We start from the raw sequence: 18,128 nt of genomic DNA, 5'->3' as shown, positions 1-18,128 counted from the left end.
CCAGTCGAGTGCAGTTAAAACTCGCAATGAAAAGCCTGAAAAATAATGAAAGCCGATAAATCGCGGGCATTATCCCGGCGCGCTGCGCGCTTTTGCCTCGAAATGGCGTCCGGCTTTATTTCGGCTCCGCAATGCACGTTTTTCGTGCAGGCCCGCGCTTGTTCAGGAGACGCAGAATTCTCTCCGATGTCACCGAAATCTGACAGAAATGACCCCCGCAAAGCGGGAGGATTGCAGACGAGGTGGGATCGGATAGGAATTTAGTGATAAATTCTTACATCATAAGAAGCGAGGAGCGAGTGTCTGAGGGCTTGCCCCGCGATCTCGCCCAGCGCTGATGGAGAGTGTTGAACGTGCCTCTACATTTTATTGAGCAGATGTCGCCCGTACTCGACGCGCCCGAAGAGGCAGCGTGGTTCGACGCGGTGGCGAAGCTCGCCAGCTCGTGGGGATTCAGCCAGCTCATGCTGGCTATCTTGCCGCGCCCGGGCATGAGGCTCGAGGATGCGTTCATCCGCACGAACTACTCGGCCGCCTGGCGGCAGACGTACAACGACCACGGGATGGCCTACTTCGACCCGACCGTGTCGCACTGCACCACGCGCTCGGCGCCGCTCATCTGGTCGCCGGAGCTGTTCGCGACCGAACAGCAACAATCGATGTACGAGGAGGCCCGCTCGTACGGGCTGCGCGCAGGCATCACCCTGCCGATCCATGGCCCGCGCCAGGAAATCGGCATGCTCTGCTTCGTCAACGACGCGAATCCCACGGACAAATTCTGGGACGACGTGAACCGCGCCTTGCCGAATCTCGTCCTGCTGCGCGACCTCGTGCTGGACACGAGCCAGCGGCATCTGAACGACCATGTCCAGTCGCTGATTCCCAAGCTCACGCCACGGGAAAAGGAATGCCTCAAGTGGACTGCGCTAGGCAAGTCCACTTGGGAAATTTCTCACATCCTGAATTGCTCTGAGGCCGTCGTGAACTTCCACATGAAGAACATTCGCGGGAAGTTCGGCGTGAACTCACGGCGAGCGGCAGCCGTGATTGCAACCCAGATGGGTCTTATTGACCCGGGCTAAGCACCATCGGTGCTTCGCCGCGCAGCACGCGCTCGGCACGGCCAAGGTCGCCGTCCGAAATCGTCTTGTTGAAATACAGCCCCAGCAGGATCGACACCGGCGGCGGAATCTCCGCGCCCGACTCGAACCGGCTGCCGCGCGACTGCGTCACGCCGAAGCGCGCCCAGAAGCGGCGCTGGCTCTCTTTCTTCTTCTTCCGATACGCAATGATCAGGACGCGGTCGACGACCGAGGACAGATCCCCCGGGGACGACATGGTATTCGCACCCGAGTGCCATTGATTGCCCATAAGTTCCATGATGACTCTCGCTGTCAGATATGCCTGATGAGTGACTGCCGCGGAAGTGATTCTCCTTAAGAGGCCCTATCTGCGCACCTACCTATCTAGATAGGTGTTTTTTTATATTCATAACGCATAGCTTTCGAACCGTACTGCCGCGCCTCCACACAAATCGGGAGAGTTGTCATGCAAGCTGCGATACGGATCGGACTGAGACAGGACTTCGACAACGAGGACATCAACGAGATGTACCGGCTGCGCGCGCGCGTGTTCCGCGACCGCCTCGGCTGGGACATTCCCACCATCGCGGGGATGGAAATCGACGGCTACGACGCGCTCGGGCCTCATTACATGCTGATCCAGGACGGCGCGGGCCACGTGCGCGGCTGCTGGCGCCTGATGCCCACCGAAGGCCCCAACATGCTGCGCGACACGTTCCCGCAACTGCTGCAGGGCAAAGCTGCGCCTACGTCGCGCAACATCTGGGAACTGAGTCGCTTCGCCATCGAATCCGGCAACGACCAGGCGTTCGGCTTCGCCGACGTGACCATGAGCGCAATGCGCGCGGTCGTCTCGTTCGCCGACCGGGCGGGCATCAACAGCTATGTGACGGTGACCACGACGCCGATGGAGCGCCTGCTGCGCCGCACGGGCATCGAGCTGACGCGGCTTGGCGCGCCGATGCGCATCGGCGTGGAGAACGCCGTCGCGCTCGAGATCGCGATGAGCGAGCAAACGCACCACGCGCTATTCGGGGCAATGGCCCACGCCGCCTGAGGGCGACGCCGCGCAGGGACAAATACGCGCTGGCTGGGCGCCGCGGCCTTTCTCGCTCAGCCAGGCATACTGTTGTTTTTGTCAGACAAATATTACCGAAACCTGCGCCGACGGCCTACACCCGAACGCTGCGCGCCCTAATCGGCCTTGACCTCGTCGGCACGCGCCTCCGCGCTTTTCTGCGCCGCCGACGCGCTGCGGCTGAAGCGGATGTGGGAAATCCGACCCACGCACAGGGCCGCCGCGAGCGCCGCGCAGCCCGTCAGGCCGATCCCCAGATGGATCGCATCTACCAGTACGTGGCGCACCGCATCGATCAGCGCCGCGCCGTCGAGCCCCGCCGCCTTCATCTGCGCGACGAGACCCTCGCGCAGCGACGGGTCGATCAGCACGCGCGGATCGGCGAGCTTGGGTTGCCAGCGCTGCTGCAGCGGCGCGCCGATCACCGCCAGCGCGTCCCCCACCCCGGCCGCATAGCGATGGTTGACGATGGTCGCGACGACGCTGGTGCCGAGCATGCCGCCCACCATGCGCGTGGATTGCAACAAGGCAGTCGTGATGCCGAAACGCTCCCGCCCGGCGATCTCCTGGCCGAAGATATTCAGGTTGTTCAGGATGAAGCCGAGCCCGATGCCCACCGCCGACATCGCCAGTTCGAGCCAGAGGTGCGCCGTGTGGCGGGACGCGAAGGCAAGACCGGCGGAAGCCGCGACCAGCAGGCTGAAGCCGGCCGTGAGAATGGTCGTGGGCTTGCGCAGCCGGATCACGATGCGCGTGTTGATCAGGCTGCCTAGCGCGATACAGGCGGCGATCGGCGTGGCGAGCAGGCCCGCCTCCTGGGGCGACAGCCCGAAGCCGCCCTGTAGCAGGAGCGGCGCGAAAAAGATCAGCGAGAACATCACGAAGCCCGAAAGCGTCGAGAGCGTAAACAGGGTGACGAGCTGCGGGTCGCGAAACAGGTCGAGCGGGATGATCGGGTGCGTCGCGCGGCGCTCGCAGGCCAGCAGCGCCGCCGCGCCGGCGAGGACCGCCAGCGCGAGCGCGCCGTTGCCGGGCGTCAGGCCGCTTTTGGGCACCGCCTCGATCAGGGTCTGGAAACCGCCCAGCACCAGCGCGACGAGCGCGGCGCCCGTCCAGTCGATGCGCACCTCGCCGGTACGCGCCGGCTGATAGCGCGGCAGATGCGCCCAGATGAAATAGAGCGCAAGCGCGCCGACCGGCAGATTGACGAGGAAGGTCGAGCGCCAGCCAAAGTGCTCGCTGAGCCAGCCGCCCAGTGAAGGCCCCGCTGCCGTGCCGATGCCGTAGGCGGCCGCCATCACGACCTGCCAGCGCACCCGGGCGCGCGGGTCGGGAAAGAGATCGGGAATCGAGGCGAACGCCGTGCCCACCATCATCCCGCCTCCAACGCCCTGCAGCGCACGCGCCGCCGCCAGAAAACGCATGTCGGTCGCGAGCCCGCACAGCACGGAGGCCACCGTAAATACGATCACCGCGGCGATCACGAAGCGCTTGCGGCCAAAGTAGTCGCCGAGCCGGCCGAACACGGGCACCGTCACGACCGAGGCCAGCAGGTAGGCGCTCGCGATCCACGCGTAGAACTCGAAACCGTGCAGTTCGGCGACGATCGAGGGCAAAGCGGTACTGACGACGGTTTGATCGAGTGCGACGAGCATGTTGACGAGGCCGATGCCGAGCATGGCCAGCAGCGCGTCGCGAAACGGCAGGTTAGCGGAGGAAGGTTTCACGGGAGGGGAAGAGACTGCGCGGAGCGAAAAAGAGGCAACAATAGCGGGATGCCGGTGCGCGTGCAACATAACGGCATAGCAAACGAAAACCTGGCGGCGCTGCGGTATTCCGACGCAAGGCACTTGATCTTCCTTCCAGTACCTTCCACATTTCATACAGTCCGACTGCGTTTTTACTTGCGATCCATTAAGCTTCTCGCCAGTTACGACACAACACGCCGCGCCCGCCTCCTCACAGCTTCGCCCGAGGCCGCGCGATTCTCGATCCCACTCAAAGAGGAGGTCTTATGTACAAACGCATCCTTGTCGCCGTCGACGGCAGCGCCACGTCGCGCCGCGCCTTCGAAGCCGCGCTCGACCTGGCGAAGGCGATGGGCGCGACCCTGCAGCCGTACTACGTGATCGAGAACACGCCGATGTATTTCGACGCGCCCGGCTACGACCCGTCGATCCTGCGCAACCAGATGATTGCGCAGGGCAACGAACTCGCGGAAGAAATGGACAAGGCGATGGGCGAGCTTGGCGTGCAAGGCGCCATGGTCACGGGCGAAGCGTCCTCGCTCGACGACGTGCCGACGCTCGTGCTCAGCGCCGCGAAGACCGCGGGCGCCGACCTGATCGTGATGGGCACGCACGGCCGCCGGGGCTTCCAGCGCCTCATCCTCGGCAGCGTTGCCGAACGCTGCGTGCGGCAATCCACGCTGCCTGTCCTGCTCATCCCCTCGGCCGCCGGAAATGCCGGCGAGTAGTCGCGTCGAGCGCACGCGGTTTTGCGTGTTATCGAAAAGTCGCTTGCGCGCCGTCAGACGCCGCGCGAGCGGCTTCTGACAAGCCTCAAAACGATTCATCTTAAATGCGCGTCGCTTTGCCACTAATCTGAGATTCGACCCCGGTAGATAATGCCTGGACAGAAATCAAATGAGCATTGTCCACGATGAACCATACCGTCGCTTCTCAAACCACCGTGCGCCGCAGCAATCGCGCGCCGCTAACGGCGCCGCGCACGTCAACGCGCTGTTCGGTTTGCGCCATGCGGCACCTGTGCATGCCCCAGGGCCTCACGCTCGACGACCTGCCAAAGCTCGAAGCCTTGATCTGCTCCGCGCGCAGCGTGCGGCGCGGCGAAGCCCTGTATCGCGCCGGCGACGCATTCGACACCCTCTATGTCGCGCGCTCCGGCTCGCTCAAAACGGTCATGGCACACCGCGACGGCCGCGAGCAGGTCACCGGCCTGCGTCTGGCCGGCGACCCGCTCGGCCTCGACGGCATCAGCACCGGCTTCCACACCTGCAGCGCCGTGGCGCTCGAAGACAGCTCGGTCTGCCTCATCCCCTACTCGGCCCTCAAGCATTTGTGCCGCGAAACCGGCGCCATGCAAGACCGGCTGCACCGCCTCATGAGCGAGCAGCTCATTCGCGAATCGTCGCAAATGATGGTGCTCGGCTCGCTCTCCGCCGACGAACGCGTCGCCGCGTTCCTGCTGGACGTTTCCGAACGCAACGGCCAGCGCGGCTATTCGCATGCGGAGTTCAACCTGCGCATGACCCGCGAGGACATGGGAAGCTATCTCGGCATGACGCTCGAAACCGTGAGCCGCACCCTGTCGAGATTTCAAAAGCGCGGCCTGATCGACGCACAGGGCAAGCTGATCCGTATCATCGATATCGAAGGTCTGCGGCATCTGTAATTCGCGGCAAACCCCGGGCGACTGGCCAGCCCGGGGCGCCCGCGCCGCCCCTCGTTGGCGCGGCAACGCCGTTGGCACAACTCCTGCGCAGGGTTAAAGTTTCGTACTACGCCCACGCAAGGAGAATCGCCGAAATGCATCTCCCGCAATCCCCCACGCTCGCAGCCCGTCTCGAAGCGGCGCGCAGCGCCAGCGACGCGCTCTTCAACGTCGTCAAGCCCGAGTTTCTATACGAGCGGCCCATTCGGGAGCGGCACCGTATCGTCTTCTATGTCGGCCATCTGGAAGCATTTGACCGTAACCTCTTCGACAAGCGCCTATTCGACCTGCCCTCCGTCGATGCGCGCCTCGACCAGCTGTTCGCGTTCGGCATCGATCCTGTCGATGGCGGCCTGCCGACCGACGTGCGCGCCGATTGGCCCGACCTCGCCGAAGTCCTGGCCTACGGACGCGATGCACGCAACCGCATCGACGCGCAGCTCTCGACGCTCGACCTGCCGCCCGATGCCTCGAATCACGACACGCCAGGCCAGTTGCTGAACGTCGCAATCGAACATCGACTCATGCACGTCGAAACGCTCGCCTACATGCTCCACCAACTGCCGTTCGAGCAAAAGCAGGCGCCCGCCGCTACGGGCGCGCGCACCGACCCGCTCCGTACGGTCAAGGCCGGAACAGTGCAGGTGCCCGCGGGCCGCACCGAACTCGGCATGACCGCCGAGCGCGGCCTGTTCGGCTGGGACAACGAGTTCGGCGAGCAGCAGGTCGACGTGCCGGCCTTCGAGATCGACCGCTACATGGTGACGAACGGCGCATTTCTCGAATTCATCGAGGACGGCGGCTACGACACGCGCGAACTCTGGAACGACAAAGACTGGGCCTGGAAGGAAAGCGCACGCGTGGCGCACCCCGTGTTCTGGTCGCGCGGCGCCGAAGGCTGGACGCTGCGCACGATGTTCGAAGACATCGCATTGCCGCTTGCCTGGCCCGTGTATGTGAGCCACGCCGAAGCCAGCGCCTTTGCGCGCTGGCGCGGCATGGCGCTGCCGAGCGAGGCACAGTGGCAGCGCGCGGCGCACGGCGCGCTGCCCGGTCGCAGCGACAACTTCGATTTCCGCGACTGGAACCCGGTGGCCGTCGACACCACGCCGGACAGCGCCAGCACGTGGGGCGTGGAAGGCCTGTACGGCAATGGCTGGGAATGGACCTCCACGCTCTTCGGTCCGCTGCCGGGCTTCAAGGCGTTCCCGTTCTATGAAGGGTATTCGGCAAACTTCTTCGACGGTCAGCACTACACAATGAAAGGCGGCTCGCCGCGCACGGCCCAGTGCATGTTGCGGCCGACATTCCGCAACTGGTTTCAGCCGCGTTATCAGTATGTTTATGCGGGTTTTCGTTGCGTGCGCAACTGATTCGCCAATCGAACACGCGGCAGAACGCGATCGGCAAGCTACCGGACGCAGTCAACGAAGCGGCGAGTCGACAGTTGGAATCCAGATCGTGGAAGTCGCTTCGTAAAATTGCTCCGGTCCGCCCTTCGGCGGCCAGATGCCGTCGGCATACGATTTTGCGCGAATCGCGATGCGCTCATCGAGGCTGTTCCAGGGCCAGATATGCGTGATGCGCGGCGCGCCATCGAGCGCGTACATGTTGAGCGTCAGCGGCGACCGTTTTGAGCGCTCGGGCATCGCCGCCTCCCAAGCCTCGATGGTCGGCGTCAGTCCGCCTGGCTTGAGCCAATAGGTGCGGAACTCGTAGTACTTGCCGAAGACTCCCGGCTCAACGGCCGGGAGAAACGGAAAACCGGCGTAGCTCTCGCTCTCGAATGTACAGGCACTGCTGGCGGCCCCGAACGGATCGGGATGGTGCAACTCGCGGTGGCGTTCGCGCGCCAGTTCTTCCGCATCGGCGAAGCCGCGCAGAACGCGCACGCTTCCGAGCCGGCCGTTTTCCGAGGTCCAGATCCCGAGCCTGCGCCCCATGGCAACCGGACGATCGAGCCACGTCTGCGCATTCGCGATCACCTGGGGGAGCTTCAGAATGTGGGACGACAGCGTAGTTAGTTCGTAATGCATAGCGAATCTCCTGAGTCCATGAACGCCCCTTCGGACGTCCTTGACGGACGAGATTAGACTGGTCCCATTCGGAAGAGAATTCCCTCTTTTCTCACACACTCTGTCGGAAAATCGCCATGTTCGACTGGCAGGATCTACGTTATTTTGTCGTGCTCGCGCGCGTGGGGACGCTTTCCGGTGCCGCAGGCGCGCTGTCGGTCGAACATGCGACCATCGGCCGGCGTGTCGCGTCGCTGGAAGCGGCACTCGGGTTGAAGCTGGTATATCGGTTGCCTCGCAGCGTTCGCCTGACCGAGGACGGCAAGGCCATCGCCGCACTGGCCGCGCCGATGGCCGAAGGCGCGCTGGCGATCGAGGCTTATGCGTTGCGTGCTTCCGCCTCGTTGTCCGGGACGATACGCATCAGCGTGCCGCCCACTCTCGGCAGCCATTGCATCGCACTGCACATGCGCGGGTTCCGCGAAGCCAACCCAACGGTGAAGATCGTCATGGAAGGCGCCGCCGGCATCGCGCCACTGGATCGCGGTGTCGCCGACATTGCCATCCGGATGGTCGAGCCCAGGGAGGCCAGTCTGGTCACGCGGCGGATCGGGGCGATCCGCTTCGGCTTGTATGCCAGCCATGATTACGCCACGCGCTCGGCGGCACAATGGGAGTTCATCGCCAATGACGCATCACTGGACCATGTGAGTCATCAACGCTGGCTGCGCGCCTATCTCGACGGGCGGCCCATCGTATTCGAAACAGGCGACGTGATCGGCCAGCAGGCGGCGGCTCGAAGCGGTGTCGGCGTCGCGCTCCTGCCGACGATGATCGGCGATGGCGACACGGCACTGGTCAGGGTCGGCGGAAAAGCAGCGCCGCCGGAAACACCGCTTTGGCTCGTGACCTATCCCGACCTCCGTCGCACGCCGGCCGTCAAGGCCGTCATGGCGTTTCTGGTGGAATGTGTTAGCCGCGAACCGCATTTTGCAGATTCCTGAACCTCCTGCCGAATCGACGTCACTGACCTTCCCTTCTGTCGTAGGCATTCTGAGCCTGCTCGATTTCGTCCAGATGCTTGATCGACCAATCATATACGGCGCCGAACGGAACTTGCAGCGTGCGCCCCAATTCGGTAATCGAATATTCGACCGCCACCGGCGAAGCATTGATCACTTCGCGCGCAATCAGACCATTGCGCTCGAGACGCCTCAGGGCCTGCGTGAGCGCCTTGTGTGTGATGCCTTCCAGGCGCCGCTTGATTTCATTGAACCGTGTCGGCTTCTCCGTGAGCAGCGTAAGAATCATCACCGACCACTTGTTGGCCACCTGATCGAAAAACGAACGCGCGGCACAGTCCGCAAAGAATACGGCGTCAACCTCGCAAGCCATGCAGATATCCTCCTGTATATCTACGCACTTCGTGGTGCGTAATTGACCGTAGATCTCCAACGTATACCATGAGTATCACGCAAATTGCCTCGGGCCCTGAGTCTGAATGGCTTCGCTCGATCACCACGGAGAATACAGAATGGAAGCAGATCCAGGCAGTTCAACATTACTCGACGTAGCCGATTTCGCCACTCCAACGGACGTCTCCATAGCACGACTTTCTGTATCAGATCGCGGCACTGGGAAGAACGTGATGTTCTTGCACGGCTGGACCTGCGATTCGCAGGATTGGAGTGCGCAATTACCCGTCTTCGCGAGCAGGTATCACGTCGTCGCCGTCGACCTGCGCGGACACGGCGCGTCCGAGGTCCCGCCATCCGGCGCGTATTCGCCGAAGGACTATGTAGCCGACATCGAGGCGCTGATTGCGACGCGCTACCCGAACGAGAGCTTCATCGTCGTGGGACATTCGATGGGCGGCCAGATCGCAGCCCGTCTCGCGGCACGCCGGCCCGATCTGGTCAGCGCCGTCGTCTCCGTCGACGGGGCTCTCGGGTTTTCAAGCGAGGCCGCTGAGGTCTTCGAGAAAACTGCGCGTGAATTGAACACAGGCGATCCTCGCGCGGTCGTCGCCGCGTTGTTCGAGCACGTCTACGGGCCCGCGACCGATCCGGCTCACAAGCGTCGGCACGCGAGCCGGCTGCAAGCCATGCCGCTGCACGTCATACGCGAATCCTTCGCCCCTTTGTTCTTTGGCGACGATCAGACAGGCATTGGAGACGCGAGCGCGCGATTCTGCGCGGGCTTGCAGATCCCCTTCTATCACCTGTGTATCGACCCAGTCCAGGCCGACAGGATGCGGCCGTGGTTCTCGCACCCAAAATCGAAAGTGCAAGCATGGTCCAATGCGGGTCACTGGATCATGCAGGACCGCCCCGATGACGTGAACGCCGCCGTGGCTTCATGGATCGATTCGCTTTAGCCGGTCGCCATTGGTTTTCGCCAGGGGCACACCGCTTCGGCATGATCCCGGTTATCGGGATGAGCGCCGTCGCGACACGATGGCGAGCAAGATCGGTTTACCTTGACCCGGGCACCCGCTGCCCCGGCAGGAAGCCGCCATCGAAGCCAGAAAGCGCAGGAAAGCCGGTCGATTTACTGGGCGCGGCAAGGCCGCCGGCATTGCTCTGCGTGGTTCGCAGGCCGGGGGCCAGAAACAGGAACTTCCAGCCGTCGTAGGTCTGCGCCCCCTCGAAATCCTCGTACTGCCGCGGAAATCCGGCGCGCTTGATCGTGGCCTCGTCTGAGCGGCTGAAGACCCCGTAGAAGCGATCGCCCTGCAGCATGGGCACCCAGTCGTTCTTGCCCGTGACCGGATCCGGATAGGCAAAGCGCAGATGATGCAAGGGCTTGGGAAATCGTCGGTCGTCGAGCAGTTCGTCGATCGATGCGGGATAAGCCCGGCCGACGCGGTAATACCTCAGAATCGCGAGCCGGTACTGGTTGCCGGCGAACAGCAGCTGCTTCTCCTGCTCGCGGCGGCGTTGCAGCGACCACACGTCGAGCGCCCCCGCCAAGGCAATCGACATCAGCATCAGCGCAATCAGGAGCGTCAGCAGCACCAGCCCGCCCTCACGCGCGGCACGCGGCCGCGAGCGTCGCCTCACGCGCGCTCTCGCGCGCGAGGCGACACGTGCCGTGCAGGCCGCGCGGATCATTTTGCGCTCCCCTCTGCGCGCGGTGGCGCTCCCTGAGGAGCACTTGCCGGCGCCACGTCGTAGACGCCCGGCTTGTTTTCGTCCGGCGAAGCGATTACCGCCCATTTTTCGTCGCCATTGACCGGATCGACAGGAACGGCGCGCAAGTAATGCTTCGCCACCAGTTCGTCGAGTGTCTCGGGATACTGGCCGTTGTCTCCGTAGTACTGATCGATCGCGTTGCGCATCACCGCGACGTTCTGCTGCCTGACCTGCTCCTTGCCGCGTTCGATGCTGTGCATGTAGCGCGGCACCGCGATTGTCAGAAGCAGGCCGATGATGGCCATCACGACGACGAGCTCGATCAGCGTGAAGCCACGGGCCTTGCGAGTGCGAGCGGGTTTCATGATGCATCGTCACCATTGTTTGTACGGGACGCCGTTAATGCCGACGCGATCGGATTTCGACGACACGTCGAACACATCCTTGCCAGCCTGTTCGCTGCTCATGCCCGGGTCGCCGCCCGCTGCCTGATCCGGCGGCTCTCCATAAGACCGCACGCTCCAGGTATCCTCGGCAAGCGTGTCCGGGTCGCCGCTAAAGAAAGGATCGCGCGGCACGTGACGCAGGAACATCAGCAGCCCGCCTTTCGGATCCCTGGCGTTTTTCACACCCGTCACGAGCACGCTCAACGTCGGCGGATAGCCGGATGCTTCGGCGTCCTTGTCGATGAGACCGGTATCGCTCGCCTCCTTGTAGGCGTCGAGCGCGGTACGGATCTCGCGCAATGCGTCGCTTAGCTGCTGCTCCTTCTGACGCTGCACCATCAGCTCCGAAAACGGCATGATTGCTAGCGCGAGAATGCCGACGAGCGCGAGCGTGACGACCAGTTCGATCAGCGTAAATCCACGCTGCTCGAACTGGCGTGCGGCGCGCAGGCGCATCGTTGCCGTTCCGGTAGCCACGGCTCAGTACCCACCCTCGACGGGGCGAAGCGGGTTATCGCTCGGCATCGTCCCAGGCGGCATCGTCAGCATCGGCGGCGGTGCGGGGGGCGCAGGCGCTGCGGGCGGTGGCGCCGCGGCGGCCGCAGCTTCGCCACCCGCCTGCTCCGCGGCCGTTGGTTCGGCCGATGCCGGCGCCGCGCCCTGGCCGGACTGCGGCGCGGGAGCCGCTTGCGGCGTGGGTGTTCGCGAGAAGCGTCCGCCGTACGGTTCGGGGGGCGGCGTCGTGCGCGGCGGCGGGGCCATTTGCCCGAACGCGCCGTTCGAAGGCGACGGCAGCGCGGGGTACGCCTCGGCGCCGCCTCGCGACGACGCGCCTCCAACCGTACCGCCGCCGACCATGCCCGGCATCGGCTTCACCGCAGGCGACATGGACGTTGCCGCGTTCGCCACGACGGGGTCCAGCCGGAGCTGATCGGCGTGCACGTTGACATCGGTGCCCGACCACAACTCCTGCGTATCCGCATCGGCGGCAAGCTGCGGCCGGACGATGTGCGGTGTGATCTGCAACACGATCTCCGTCTTGACGTGGTCGCCCTGGTGGTTGGAGAAGAGCCTCCCCAGCACCGGCAACTGGCCAAGACCGGGCACCTTGTTGGCGTTCCTGCGGTCTTCGTCCGAGATGAGGCCGCCGAGAATCTGCGTTTCGCCATCGCGCAAGCGCAGACTCGTCGAGGCGCTGCGCGTGCCGATCTGATAGGCGAGCGAATTCAGGCCGTTCGAATTGCTGCTCGAAATCGTATTCGTGATGTTGCTGACTTCGAGATTCAGCTGCATGCCGACGTCGCCGTCGCGATAAACCCGTGGCTGCACCTCGAGCTTGATGCCGACATCGAGGTACTGAATCATTTGCGTATAGGACGGGCCGCTCGTGCTCGGCGTGCTGGAACTCGAAATCACCGGCACCTTATCGCCGATCATGATGCGCGCCTTCTCGTTGTTGCGCGTCCTGATACGCGGGCTCGCGAGGAGATTCGCGTCGGTATCGGTGAGCTTGAAGTTCGCCGTGGCCGAGAGGCTGCTGACATTCAGTTCATTGATCGTCAGATGATGCAGCAGGCCCCATGTCGTCGCGGTGCTCGGCGTCGACATCGTGAACGAGTTGGGCCAGTCGATACCCAGATCGGTGAGGCGCTCGTGCGACACTTCCAGCACCTCGACTTCCATCATCACCTCGGGGTCCGGCAAATCCTGCGCGGCGATCATTTCCTCGGCCACCTTGATCGTGTCGGGTGTGCCGCGAACCGTTACCGTATTCGCACGCTCGTCGATCACGACTTCCTTGACCTTCAGAATGCTCTTGAGCAACTGCTGGATCTGCTTGGCGTCGACGTTCGACAGCTGGAACGTGCGCACCTTGAGCTCCTGATATTCGAGCTGCTTGGCAGGCGTGGCGGGATAAATGAACAGCGTGTTCGCGTTGAGTTGCTTCTTGTCGAGCTGGTTCTGCATCAGAATCATGTCGACCGTGTCCTGCACCGACGCGTTCGTCACGAAGATCGTTGTCTTCAGATCGGCGCGGACGTCACGGTCGAAGATCACGTTCAATCCCGTGGTGCGCGACAACGCTTCGAACACCATGCGCACGTTCGCGTCGCGAAACTGCAGCGTCACGGGCTTCTGCATGATCGACGAAGCCGCAAGCTTGTCATCGCGATCCGCGCGCTGCTGGCTGAGTTTGGCGTTGAGTTCAGTCTGCATCTGCTGCGCAAGGGTGTTGGTCGGGTTCTCCACCAGCACGCGGTGCACCCGCTCGGCCGCCTGCGCATACGCGCCGCGCTTCATCATGCGTTGGGCCTCCTGGAGGATGGCCAGGTCCTTGCGGTCCTGATCGATCTGCAGGCCGATCTTGCGGATACGCTCATTGGTCGGGTCGATGTCGTACGCCTGGAAGAGATTGCGGATCGCTTCGTCGTACTGATAGTTCTTGCGGTACTGATCGGCCTGGTCGAGCAGCGTGTTGACCTGGGCGTTGCGCTGGTTCAGATAGTCGACCTTCGCCTGGGCGTCGGTCGGATCGTCATGCACGTTCGGCACGTGCATGCAGCCGCTAAAGGCGAGCACGGACACCGCAATGGCAAGCGCGCGTCTTCTCGCGACCTGAATCGCGTCCGGGCGAGGAACAGGGTGCCAGATGACTGGCGAGAGGCGTCTTGCTGGGCCGCTGCCTGAGTCGCGGCCCGCACCCCGTGTGCGTGAGGTTTTCATTTACTTGTCCTCTCGTGGAATGGCGACCACCTGTCTTTCGTGCAGCGGCAGATAGGTCAACACGACGTCCGACTCCGACACGGACTCGACGCGGTACTGGTTGTCGATCACGTCGCCCGGCGACACGATCAGCAACTGGTCTGCGTTGCTGAGAAAGACTTGCGGCTTTGCCGCCTTGGCATCGAGTTGCCCCACGTAGGCGAAAGGCACGGGCGGCGCAGTGGGCGGCGCGGGCCGCACCGGCGCGGCCGGCACTTCGACGGGCGGCGGCGGAAGCCACGATGACGCCGTGAAGGGATCGTGGGCCGATTCGAGCGAAAGCGGCGCGCGCAACGAGACGAGCTTCGCACGGGCCGCCGACGACGCCGACGCCGACGCCGCAGACGCAGACGCAGTCGCAGTCGCCGCTGCCTTCGCGGCCGCCTCGGTGGCATGCGTATGACGCCTGGCATCCAGCCTCGCATGCATATCGATGCGACGCTGGCTGTCGAGCGCAACGACCTGCGCCGGCATCTGGCGCGCCGCGACCAGCACGCGATACCCTGCCCCGGCGGCCGCGATTGCGCAAAACACCAACAGCACACGCATGGGCAGAGCGGGTTTCATGGCTGGGCGCTCCGGTAAATCAGTTCGAAGCGCACCCGCGCATCGAGAATATTGCCGTCCACCGCGGGACGTTCGACATGGATTTCCCGCAGCGCTGCATTCGGCACGTTGTTGAGCACCAACGCGAGAAAATGCCGGATTGCGCTGTACTGATCCTTGACGGGCAGCATCACCTGATAGCGTGTGAAGCGCGCGCCCGCATCCGTGCTCACCTGATACTCGGCAGACCCGAGTGTCAGTTTGCTGCCGCGCGCCTGTTCGAAGATGGACGCGATATCATCCGCACTCTGCGAAAAGCGCGGAAACAGTTCGGGCAACGCCTCGAGCGCGACCGCATCGACCTGCGCATCGTGCTTGCCGATTGCATGACGCGTCTGGGCCGCCTCGACGACATGGGCCGGTGCCTGCATCTCCTTCGTATCGGCCTCCACGCTGGCGATCTCGGCGCACATGAGTACCGCCGCGCCAATCATCAGGATGCCGATCAATCCAGGCAGGCCGAACAGACGCCGCAGCTCGAATCGCAGTGTCAGTAGCCGGTCGCGCAACGGAGCCGCATTCATGACTTCCTCCAGACGGCGGTGATCTGGAAACGAACCGGCTTGCCCGACACGTTGTTCTCCACCAGATGGTCGTTGAGTACCGCTTCGCGCAGCAACACGCTCGTCTGCAGATACTTCAGATACGCAATCATCGCGTCGACATTCTTCGCTTCGGCGGTGATACGAATCTGGCTCTGCGCCGGGTTCTGGTCGATGCCGATCAGCGCGACGTCATGATCCGGATAATCTTCCACGATCGAAAAGAGGTCCTGCCACGGTACGGTCAGTTCTCGCAGTATCGACAGGCTCTGCTTTTCCGCGAGCCTCGCAGCCAGCGTAGGCGGCGGCTTCACCGCGTGCCTTTGCGCGAACGTTCGATGGCGCACGGCGTCGAGCTGCGCCTGCACGCGATCGCTCTCGGCATAGGCACGCCAAAGCCGCGCGCCGCATCCGAGCAGCAGCAGAACGGCGACACACAGCAGGATCAGGCCGCTCGTCCCGGTGCGCGCACGCCGTCTGCCGAAGTCGATATCGAGGACCTGGATCATTGCGCATACTCCATGAGCCGGCGCGCGGGCGAGTTGTCCGTCGCCGGCTGTGCCGGCCGAACCGCGGCCGCAAAACGCGCTTCGAACGGCGCCGGGTCGGTGTCGTTGCCGAACAGATAGATCGTGCAGTCCTCTCGTTTGAGGCCCGCTCGCGTCGCCGAACGTTCGAACAGTTGCTCGGCCAGTTCGGCAAGCCGTGACGCATTGTCCGCATCGCCGGGAAACAGGCGCTGCGCATCGTAGGCGGCCCAGCCGCGCCGCTCGATCATCACGGCCTGCATCAGTTCGTCCGCAACGAACATCAGCAGTGCGTCGCCGCCCGCTGCAACGTCGATGCAATTGAGCATTTCAGGCAGGCCCAGTTTCAGGCGCGCAATTCGCAGATGTCCGGACGCGCCGGCCTCATGAATGCCGTCATGAAGCGCGCGCGACATGGCGCTCGCAAACAGCGCACGTCCGCCCTGCTGCACGCAGAAGCGCACCAGCAGCGTGGCGCCGTCGACCCCATAGGTGTCGGTGAAATGGGCCAGCGCGACCTCTTCGAGCTCGCGCGCCCGCAGCGTGCGAAAGTCGCCGCGCAATATCGCGTGGATGCCCCAGAAGTCGTCCAGTACCACGTGTGCATTGCGCGTCGGTGCCTTCGTTGCGCGGGGCGCCTGACCATCCGCATCGGCGGCATCCGCGCCGGGCGTGGCGGCGAGCGCAGCGCGCAGCGCGTCGAGCAAACCCGCCTCTGTGCCGTACCGGTCATCGGGAATCGTGAAGCTGGCCGGTTCCGCAGGCGGCAGGTGCTTGCGCGGCCGCAGAAGTCCGGGCGCGCGTACCCCGACGACGATCTCGCGTGTGCCGACTCCGATCGCAACCGGACTATTCGACCATCGTGACACGATTGATCTCCTCGAGAGTCGTTTCGCCGCGCTTCACCAGATCGATCGCGGCGACGCGCAGTGTCTGCATGCCGTAGCGCATCGCCGCAGCCTTGATTTGACCGAGCGGTGCCCGCTCCGACAGTAGTTGCCGCAACTCGTCGTTCATGCGCAGTGCCTCGGCGATCGCACGCCGTCCCCGATAGCCGCTGCCTCGGCATGTGCCACAGCCGGCGCCGCGGCGAAAGAGGTAGCTGCCCGCAGCGTCCGGGTCGATGCCCGAGCGGATGAGCGTTTCCGTGTCCACCCTGTCTTCGGTCACGCAGTCCGGGCAGCATTGCCGCAACAGGCGCTGCGCGACCACGCCATTGAGCGCGGAGACGAAGCTGTAGGGATCGACCTCCATGTTGGTGAAACGGCCGATCACGTCGAACACGTTGTTAGCGTGGACGGTCGTGAATACCTGGTGCCCGGTCAGTGCCGCCTGCACGGCGATCTGCGCTGTCTCCGGATCGCGGATTTCCCCGACCATGATCTTGTCCGGGTCATGGCGAAGAATCGAGCGCAGCCCACGGGCGAACGTGAGCCCTTTCGCCTCGTTGACCGGAATTTGCAGGATTTCGCCCAGCTGGTATTCGACCGGATCCTCGATCGTCACGATCTTCTCGAGGCCGTTGTTGATTTCCGTGAGGATCGCGTAGAGCGTCGTCGTCTTGCCGCTGCCGGTCGGACCCGTGACGAGCAGCATGCCGTACGGCATCGACGCGAGCTTGCGCATGAAGCGCGTATCGGCCTCCTGAAAACCGAGTGCCTCGAGCGTCAGACCGCCCGCCGATTGCGAAAGCTGATAGCGGTCGAGAATCCGCAGCACCGCATCCTCGCCGAACTGATTCGGCATGATCGAGACGCGGAAGTCGATTTCGCGCCCCGCGTACTGCGCCTTGAAACGGCCGTCCTGCGGCACACGGCGCTCGGCGATATCGAGCTCGGAGATCACCTTCACGCGCGAGAGCACCTGGTCCGCGACGTCGCGTCCCTCGGCACGGCCGACCACGGCGAGCACGCCATCCACGCGGCACTTGATCATCAGCCCATTGGCGCGGCATTCGAGGTGAATGTCGCTCGCCATCATCTTGAGCGCGTCGTAGATCGTCGAGTTGAGCAGCCTGACCACAGGACTGTCGTCGCTGCTGATGCCCTGCAGCGTCAACGCCAGTGAGGCCGGATCGACCGTCTTCTGGATCGGATCGTCGAACGCGAGAGAATCCATCGCGCGCACGTCCTTTTCGCGCACGGTCAGATACGCATTGATGTCTCCCGCGCTCGCGAGCGCCCAGCTATACGGGACGCCCGGCTGCGAGCGCATCCGATGCTCGACCCAGCCGCGCGTGCGCGCATCGAGCGGATCGGCAATCGCGAACAGCAGCCCGTGAGTGGTGTCGCGATCGCGGAAGCACACGCAGAGGCGAGTCGTCGCTTCGACGAACGAAATCACTTCGAAATCCGGCTCGAGCTGATTCAGCTCACGCATGCCGATCGACTTCATGCGGAACAGCGCGGCCAGTTGCACGCGCAGTTCGTCCGCGCTGAGCGCGGTTTGCGCCATCAGCTCCTCGAGCGCGCGAATGCCGGAA

General features: G+C 63.8%; 20 protein-coding genes. 7 read left to right on the top strand and 13 right to left on the bottom strand.

What is annotated here, in order from left to right:
- Positions 1 to 377: 377 nt before the first annotated feature.
- The gene (locus AB3X98_RS23410) at positions 378 to 1,082 is read left to right on the top strand and encodes a LuxR family transcriptional regulator (protein WP_028206371.1); all 705 of its coding nucleotides are present in this window, start codon (positions 378 to 380) and stop codon (positions 1,080 to 1,082) included.
- Here the strand turns inward: AB3X98_RS23410 and AB3X98_RS23405 are convergent.
- Positions 1,066 to 1,371, bottom strand: coding sequence for an XRE family transcriptional regulator (locus AB3X98_RS23405; protein ID WP_368603693.1), 306 nt, complete (start codon positions 1,369 to 1,371; stop codon positions 1,066 to 1,068). The two genes, AB3X98_RS23410 and AB3X98_RS23405, sit on opposite strands and share 17 nt — an antisense overlap.
- Positions 1,372 to 1,548: 177 nt before the next feature.
- Here AB3X98_RS23405 and AB3X98_RS23400 point away from each other — a divergent pair, with 177 nt between their 5' ends.
- Positions 1,549 to 2,139 (top strand): acyl-homoserine-lactone synthase, encoded by a 591-nt coding sequence (locus AB3X98_RS23400; protein ID WP_069267131.1) that lies wholly within the window; start codon positions 1,549 to 1,551, stop codon positions 2,137 to 2,139.
- Between the two features lie 137 nt (positions 2,140 to 2,276).
- Here AB3X98_RS23400 and AB3X98_RS23395 read toward each other — a convergent pair whose 3' ends face one another.
- A complete protein-coding gene (locus AB3X98_RS23395) occupies positions 2,277 to 3,839 on the bottom strand; it encodes an MFS transporter (protein ID WP_368603694.1) in 1,563 nt (520 codons plus the stop codon).
- 335 nt (positions 3,840 to 4,174) lie between these two features.
- Between AB3X98_RS23395 and AB3X98_RS23390 the strand changes: the two genes are divergently transcribed.
- From AB3X98_RS23390 to AB3X98_RS23380, 3 genes are all read left to right on the top strand, one after another.
- Positions 4,175 to 4,636: a universal stress protein gene (locus AB3X98_RS23390; RefSeq protein ID WP_069267133.1), complete on the top strand. Its 462-nt coding sequence runs from the start codon at positions 4,175 to 4,177 to the stop codon at positions 4,634 to 4,636.
- Positions 4,637 to 4,917: 281 nt separating this feature from the next.
- On the top strand, positions 4,918 to 5,574 hold the full coding sequence (locus AB3X98_RS23385) for a helix-turn-helix domain-containing protein (RefSeq protein WP_069267183.1): 657 nt from the start codon (positions 4,918 to 4,920) through the stop codon (positions 5,572 to 5,574).
- A gap of 134 nt (positions 5,575 to 5,708) precedes the next feature.
- Positions 5,709 to 6,986, top strand: a complete 1,278-nt coding sequence (locus AB3X98_RS23380; protein ID WP_368603577.1) for an SUMF1/EgtB/PvdO family nonheme iron enzyme — start codon at positions 5,709 to 5,711, stop codon at positions 6,984 to 6,986.
- A gap of 51 nt (positions 6,987 to 7,037) precedes the next feature.
- On the opposite strand, the gene AB3X98_RS23375 is transcribed toward AB3X98_RS23380, so the two are convergent.
- Positions 7,038 to 7,649 (bottom strand): NIPSNAP family protein, encoded by a 612-nt coding sequence (locus AB3X98_RS23375; RefSeq protein WP_342946277.1) that lies wholly within the window; start codon positions 7,647 to 7,649, stop codon positions 7,038 to 7,040.
- A gap of 116 nt (positions 7,650 to 7,765) precedes the next feature.
- Between AB3X98_RS23375 and AB3X98_RS23370 the strand changes: the two genes are divergently transcribed.
- On the top strand, positions 7,766 to 8,632 hold the full coding sequence (locus tag AB3X98_RS23370) for a LysR family transcriptional regulator (protein WP_368603578.1): 867 nt from the start codon (positions 7,766 to 7,768) through the stop codon (positions 8,630 to 8,632).
- A 19-nt stretch (positions 8,633 to 8,651) separates the two neighbouring features.
- Here the strand turns inward: AB3X98_RS23370 and AB3X98_RS23365 are convergent, their stop codons facing one another.
- The gene (locus AB3X98_RS23365; RefSeq protein ID WP_368603579.1) at positions 8,652 to 9,083 is read right to left on the bottom strand and encodes a winged helix-turn-helix transcriptional regulator; all 432 of its coding nucleotides are present in this window, start codon (positions 9,081 to 9,083) and stop codon (positions 8,652 to 8,654) included.
- 79 nt (positions 9,084 to 9,162) lie between these two features.
- Here AB3X98_RS23365 and AB3X98_RS23360 point away from each other — a divergent pair, with 79 nt between their 5' ends.
- Complete coding sequence (locus AB3X98_RS23360) at positions 9,163 to 10,005, top strand: alpha/beta fold hydrolase (protein WP_368603580.1); 843 nt, start codon at positions 9,163 to 9,165, stop codon at positions 10,003 to 10,005.
- Between the two features lie 97 nt (positions 10,006 to 10,102).
- Here AB3X98_RS23360 and AB3X98_RS23355 read toward each other — a convergent pair whose 3' ends face one another.
- The 9 genes from AB3X98_RS23355 to AB3X98_RS23315 form a co-directional block, all read right to left on the bottom strand.
- Entirely contained in the window at positions 10,103 to 10,618 is a 516-nt protein-coding gene (locus tag AB3X98_RS23355; RefSeq protein WP_368603695.1) for a type II secretion system protein, read from the bottom strand.
- 119 nt (positions 10,619 to 10,737) lie between these two features.
- Positions 10,738 to 11,127, bottom strand: a complete 390-nt coding sequence (locus tag AB3X98_RS23350) for a type IV pilin protein (protein ID WP_368603581.1) — start codon at positions 11,125 to 11,127, stop codon at positions 10,738 to 10,740.
- Between the two features lie 9 nt (positions 11,128 to 11,136).
- Positions 11,137 to 11,664 (bottom strand): type II secretion system protein, encoded by a 528-nt coding sequence (locus AB3X98_RS23345; protein ID WP_069267139.1) that lies wholly within the window; start codon positions 11,662 to 11,664, stop codon positions 11,137 to 11,139.
- Between the two features lie 24 nt (positions 11,665 to 11,688).
- Positions 11,689 to 13,932, bottom strand: a complete 2,244-nt coding sequence (locus AB3X98_RS23340) for a secretin N-terminal domain-containing protein (RefSeq protein WP_368603582.1) — start codon at positions 13,930 to 13,932, stop codon at positions 11,689 to 11,691.
- Positions 13,933 to 14,538, bottom strand: coding sequence for a hypothetical protein (locus AB3X98_RS23335; protein WP_368603583.1), 606 nt, complete (start codon positions 14,536 to 14,538; stop codon positions 13,933 to 13,935).
- Complete coding sequence (locus AB3X98_RS23330) at positions 14,535 to 15,101, bottom strand: hypothetical protein (protein ID WP_069267142.1); 567 nt, start codon at positions 15,099 to 15,101, stop codon at positions 14,535 to 14,537. The genes AB3X98_RS23335 and AB3X98_RS23330 overlap by 4 nt, the downstream gene beginning before the upstream one ends.
- On the bottom strand, positions 15,098 to 15,628 hold the full coding sequence (locus AB3X98_RS23325) for a hypothetical protein (RefSeq protein ID WP_368603584.1): 531 nt from the start codon (positions 15,626 to 15,628) through the stop codon (positions 15,098 to 15,100). The genes AB3X98_RS23330 and AB3X98_RS23325 overlap by 4 nt, the downstream gene beginning before the upstream one ends.
- On the bottom strand, positions 15,625 to 16,515 hold the full coding sequence (locus tag AB3X98_RS23320; RefSeq protein WP_368603585.1) for a hypothetical protein: 891 nt from the start codon (positions 16,513 to 16,515) through the stop codon (positions 15,625 to 15,627). The genes AB3X98_RS23325 and AB3X98_RS23320 overlap by 4 nt, the downstream gene beginning before the upstream one ends.
- Entirely contained in the window at positions 16,496 to 18,100 is a 1,605-nt protein-coding gene (locus AB3X98_RS23315; RefSeq protein ID WP_368603696.1) for a GspE/PulE family protein, read from the bottom strand. The genes AB3X98_RS23320 and AB3X98_RS23315 overlap by 20 nt, the downstream gene beginning before the upstream one ends.
- Between the last annotated feature and the right edge of the window lie 28 nt (positions 18,101 to 18,128).

This window comes from Paraburkholderia sp. BR14312 (genome assembly GCF_040948675.1).
Lineage (GTDB): Bacteria > Pseudomonadota > Gammaproteobacteria > Burkholderiales > Burkholderiaceae > Paraburkholderia > Paraburkholderia nodosa_A.
This window is presented reverse-complemented; position numbering and strand designations above follow the sequence as displayed.

What these genes read in the sequence shown, in the direction of transcription:
- AB3X98_RS23355 (WP_368603695.1), bottom strand. Translation starts at nt 10,618, where the DNA reads ATGCTGATGTCGATTGCCTTGGCGGGGGCGCTCGACGTGTGGTCGCTG.
- AB3X98_RS23325 (WP_368603584.1), bottom strand. Translation starts at nt 15,628, where the DNA reads ATGATCCAGGTCCTCGATATCGACTTCGGCAGACGGCGTGCGCGCACC.
- AB3X98_RS23400 (WP_069267131.1), top strand. Translation starts at nt 1,549, where the DNA reads ATGCAAGCTGCGATACGGATCGGACTGAGACAGGACTTCGACAACGAG.
- AB3X98_RS23405 (WP_368603693.1), bottom strand. Translation starts at nt 1,371, where the DNA reads ATGGGCAATCAATGGCACTCGGGTGCGAATACCATGTCGTCCCCGGGG.
- AB3X98_RS23375 (WP_342946277.1), bottom strand. Translation starts at nt 7,649, where the DNA reads ATGCATTACGAACTAACTACGCTGTCGTCCCACATTCTGAAGCTCCCC.
- AB3X98_RS23335 (WP_368603583.1), bottom strand. Translation starts at nt 14,538, where the DNA reads ATGAAACCCGCTCTGCCCATGCGTGTGCTGTTGGTGTTTTGCGCAATC.
- AB3X98_RS23395 (WP_368603694.1), bottom strand. Translation starts at nt 3,839, where the DNA reads ATGCTCGGCATCGGCCTCGTCAACATGCTCGTCGCACTCGATCAAACC.
- AB3X98_RS23380 (WP_368603577.1), top strand. Translation starts at nt 5,709, where the DNA reads ATGCATCTCCCGCAATCCCCCACGCTCGCAGCCCGTCTCGAAGCGGCG.
- AB3X98_RS23390 (WP_069267133.1), top strand. Translation starts at nt 4,175, where the DNA reads ATGTACAAACGCATCCTTGTCGCCGTCGACGGCAGCGCCACGTCGCGC.
- AB3X98_RS23360 (WP_368603580.1), top strand. Translation starts at nt 9,163, where the DNA reads ATGGAAGCAGATCCAGGCAGTTCAACATTACTCGACGTAGCCGATTTC.
- AB3X98_RS23340 (WP_368603582.1), bottom strand. Translation starts at nt 13,932, where the DNA reads ATGAAAACCTCACGCACACGGGGTGCGGGCCGCGACTCAGGCAGCGGC.
- AB3X98_RS23370 (WP_368603578.1), top strand. Translation starts at nt 7,766, where the DNA reads ATGTTCGACTGGCAGGATCTACGTTATTTTGTCGTGCTCGCGCGCGTG.
- AB3X98_RS23330 (WP_069267142.1), bottom strand. Translation starts at nt 15,101, where the DNA reads ATGAATGCGGCTCCGTTGCGCGACCGGCTACTGACACTGCGATTCGAG.
- AB3X98_RS23315 (WP_368603696.1), bottom strand. Translation starts at nt 18,100, where the DNA reads ATGGCGCAAACCGCGCTCAGCGCGGACGAACTGCGCGTGCAACTGGCC.
- AB3X98_RS23385 (WP_069267183.1), top strand. Translation starts at nt 4,918, where the DNA reads ATGCGGCACCTGTGCATGCCCCAGGGCCTCACGCTCGACGACCTGCCA.
- AB3X98_RS23350 (WP_368603581.1), bottom strand. Translation starts at nt 11,127, where the DNA reads ATGAAACCCGCTCGCACTCGCAAGGCCCGTGGCTTCACGCTGATCGAG.
- AB3X98_RS23345 (WP_069267139.1), bottom strand. Translation starts at nt 11,664, where the DNA reads ATGCGCCTGCGCGCCGCACGCCAGTTCGAGCAGCGTGGATTTACGCTG.
- AB3X98_RS23410 (WP_028206371.1), top strand. Translation starts at nt 378, where the DNA reads ATGTCGCCCGTACTCGACGCGCCCGAAGAGGCAGCGTGGTTCGACGCG.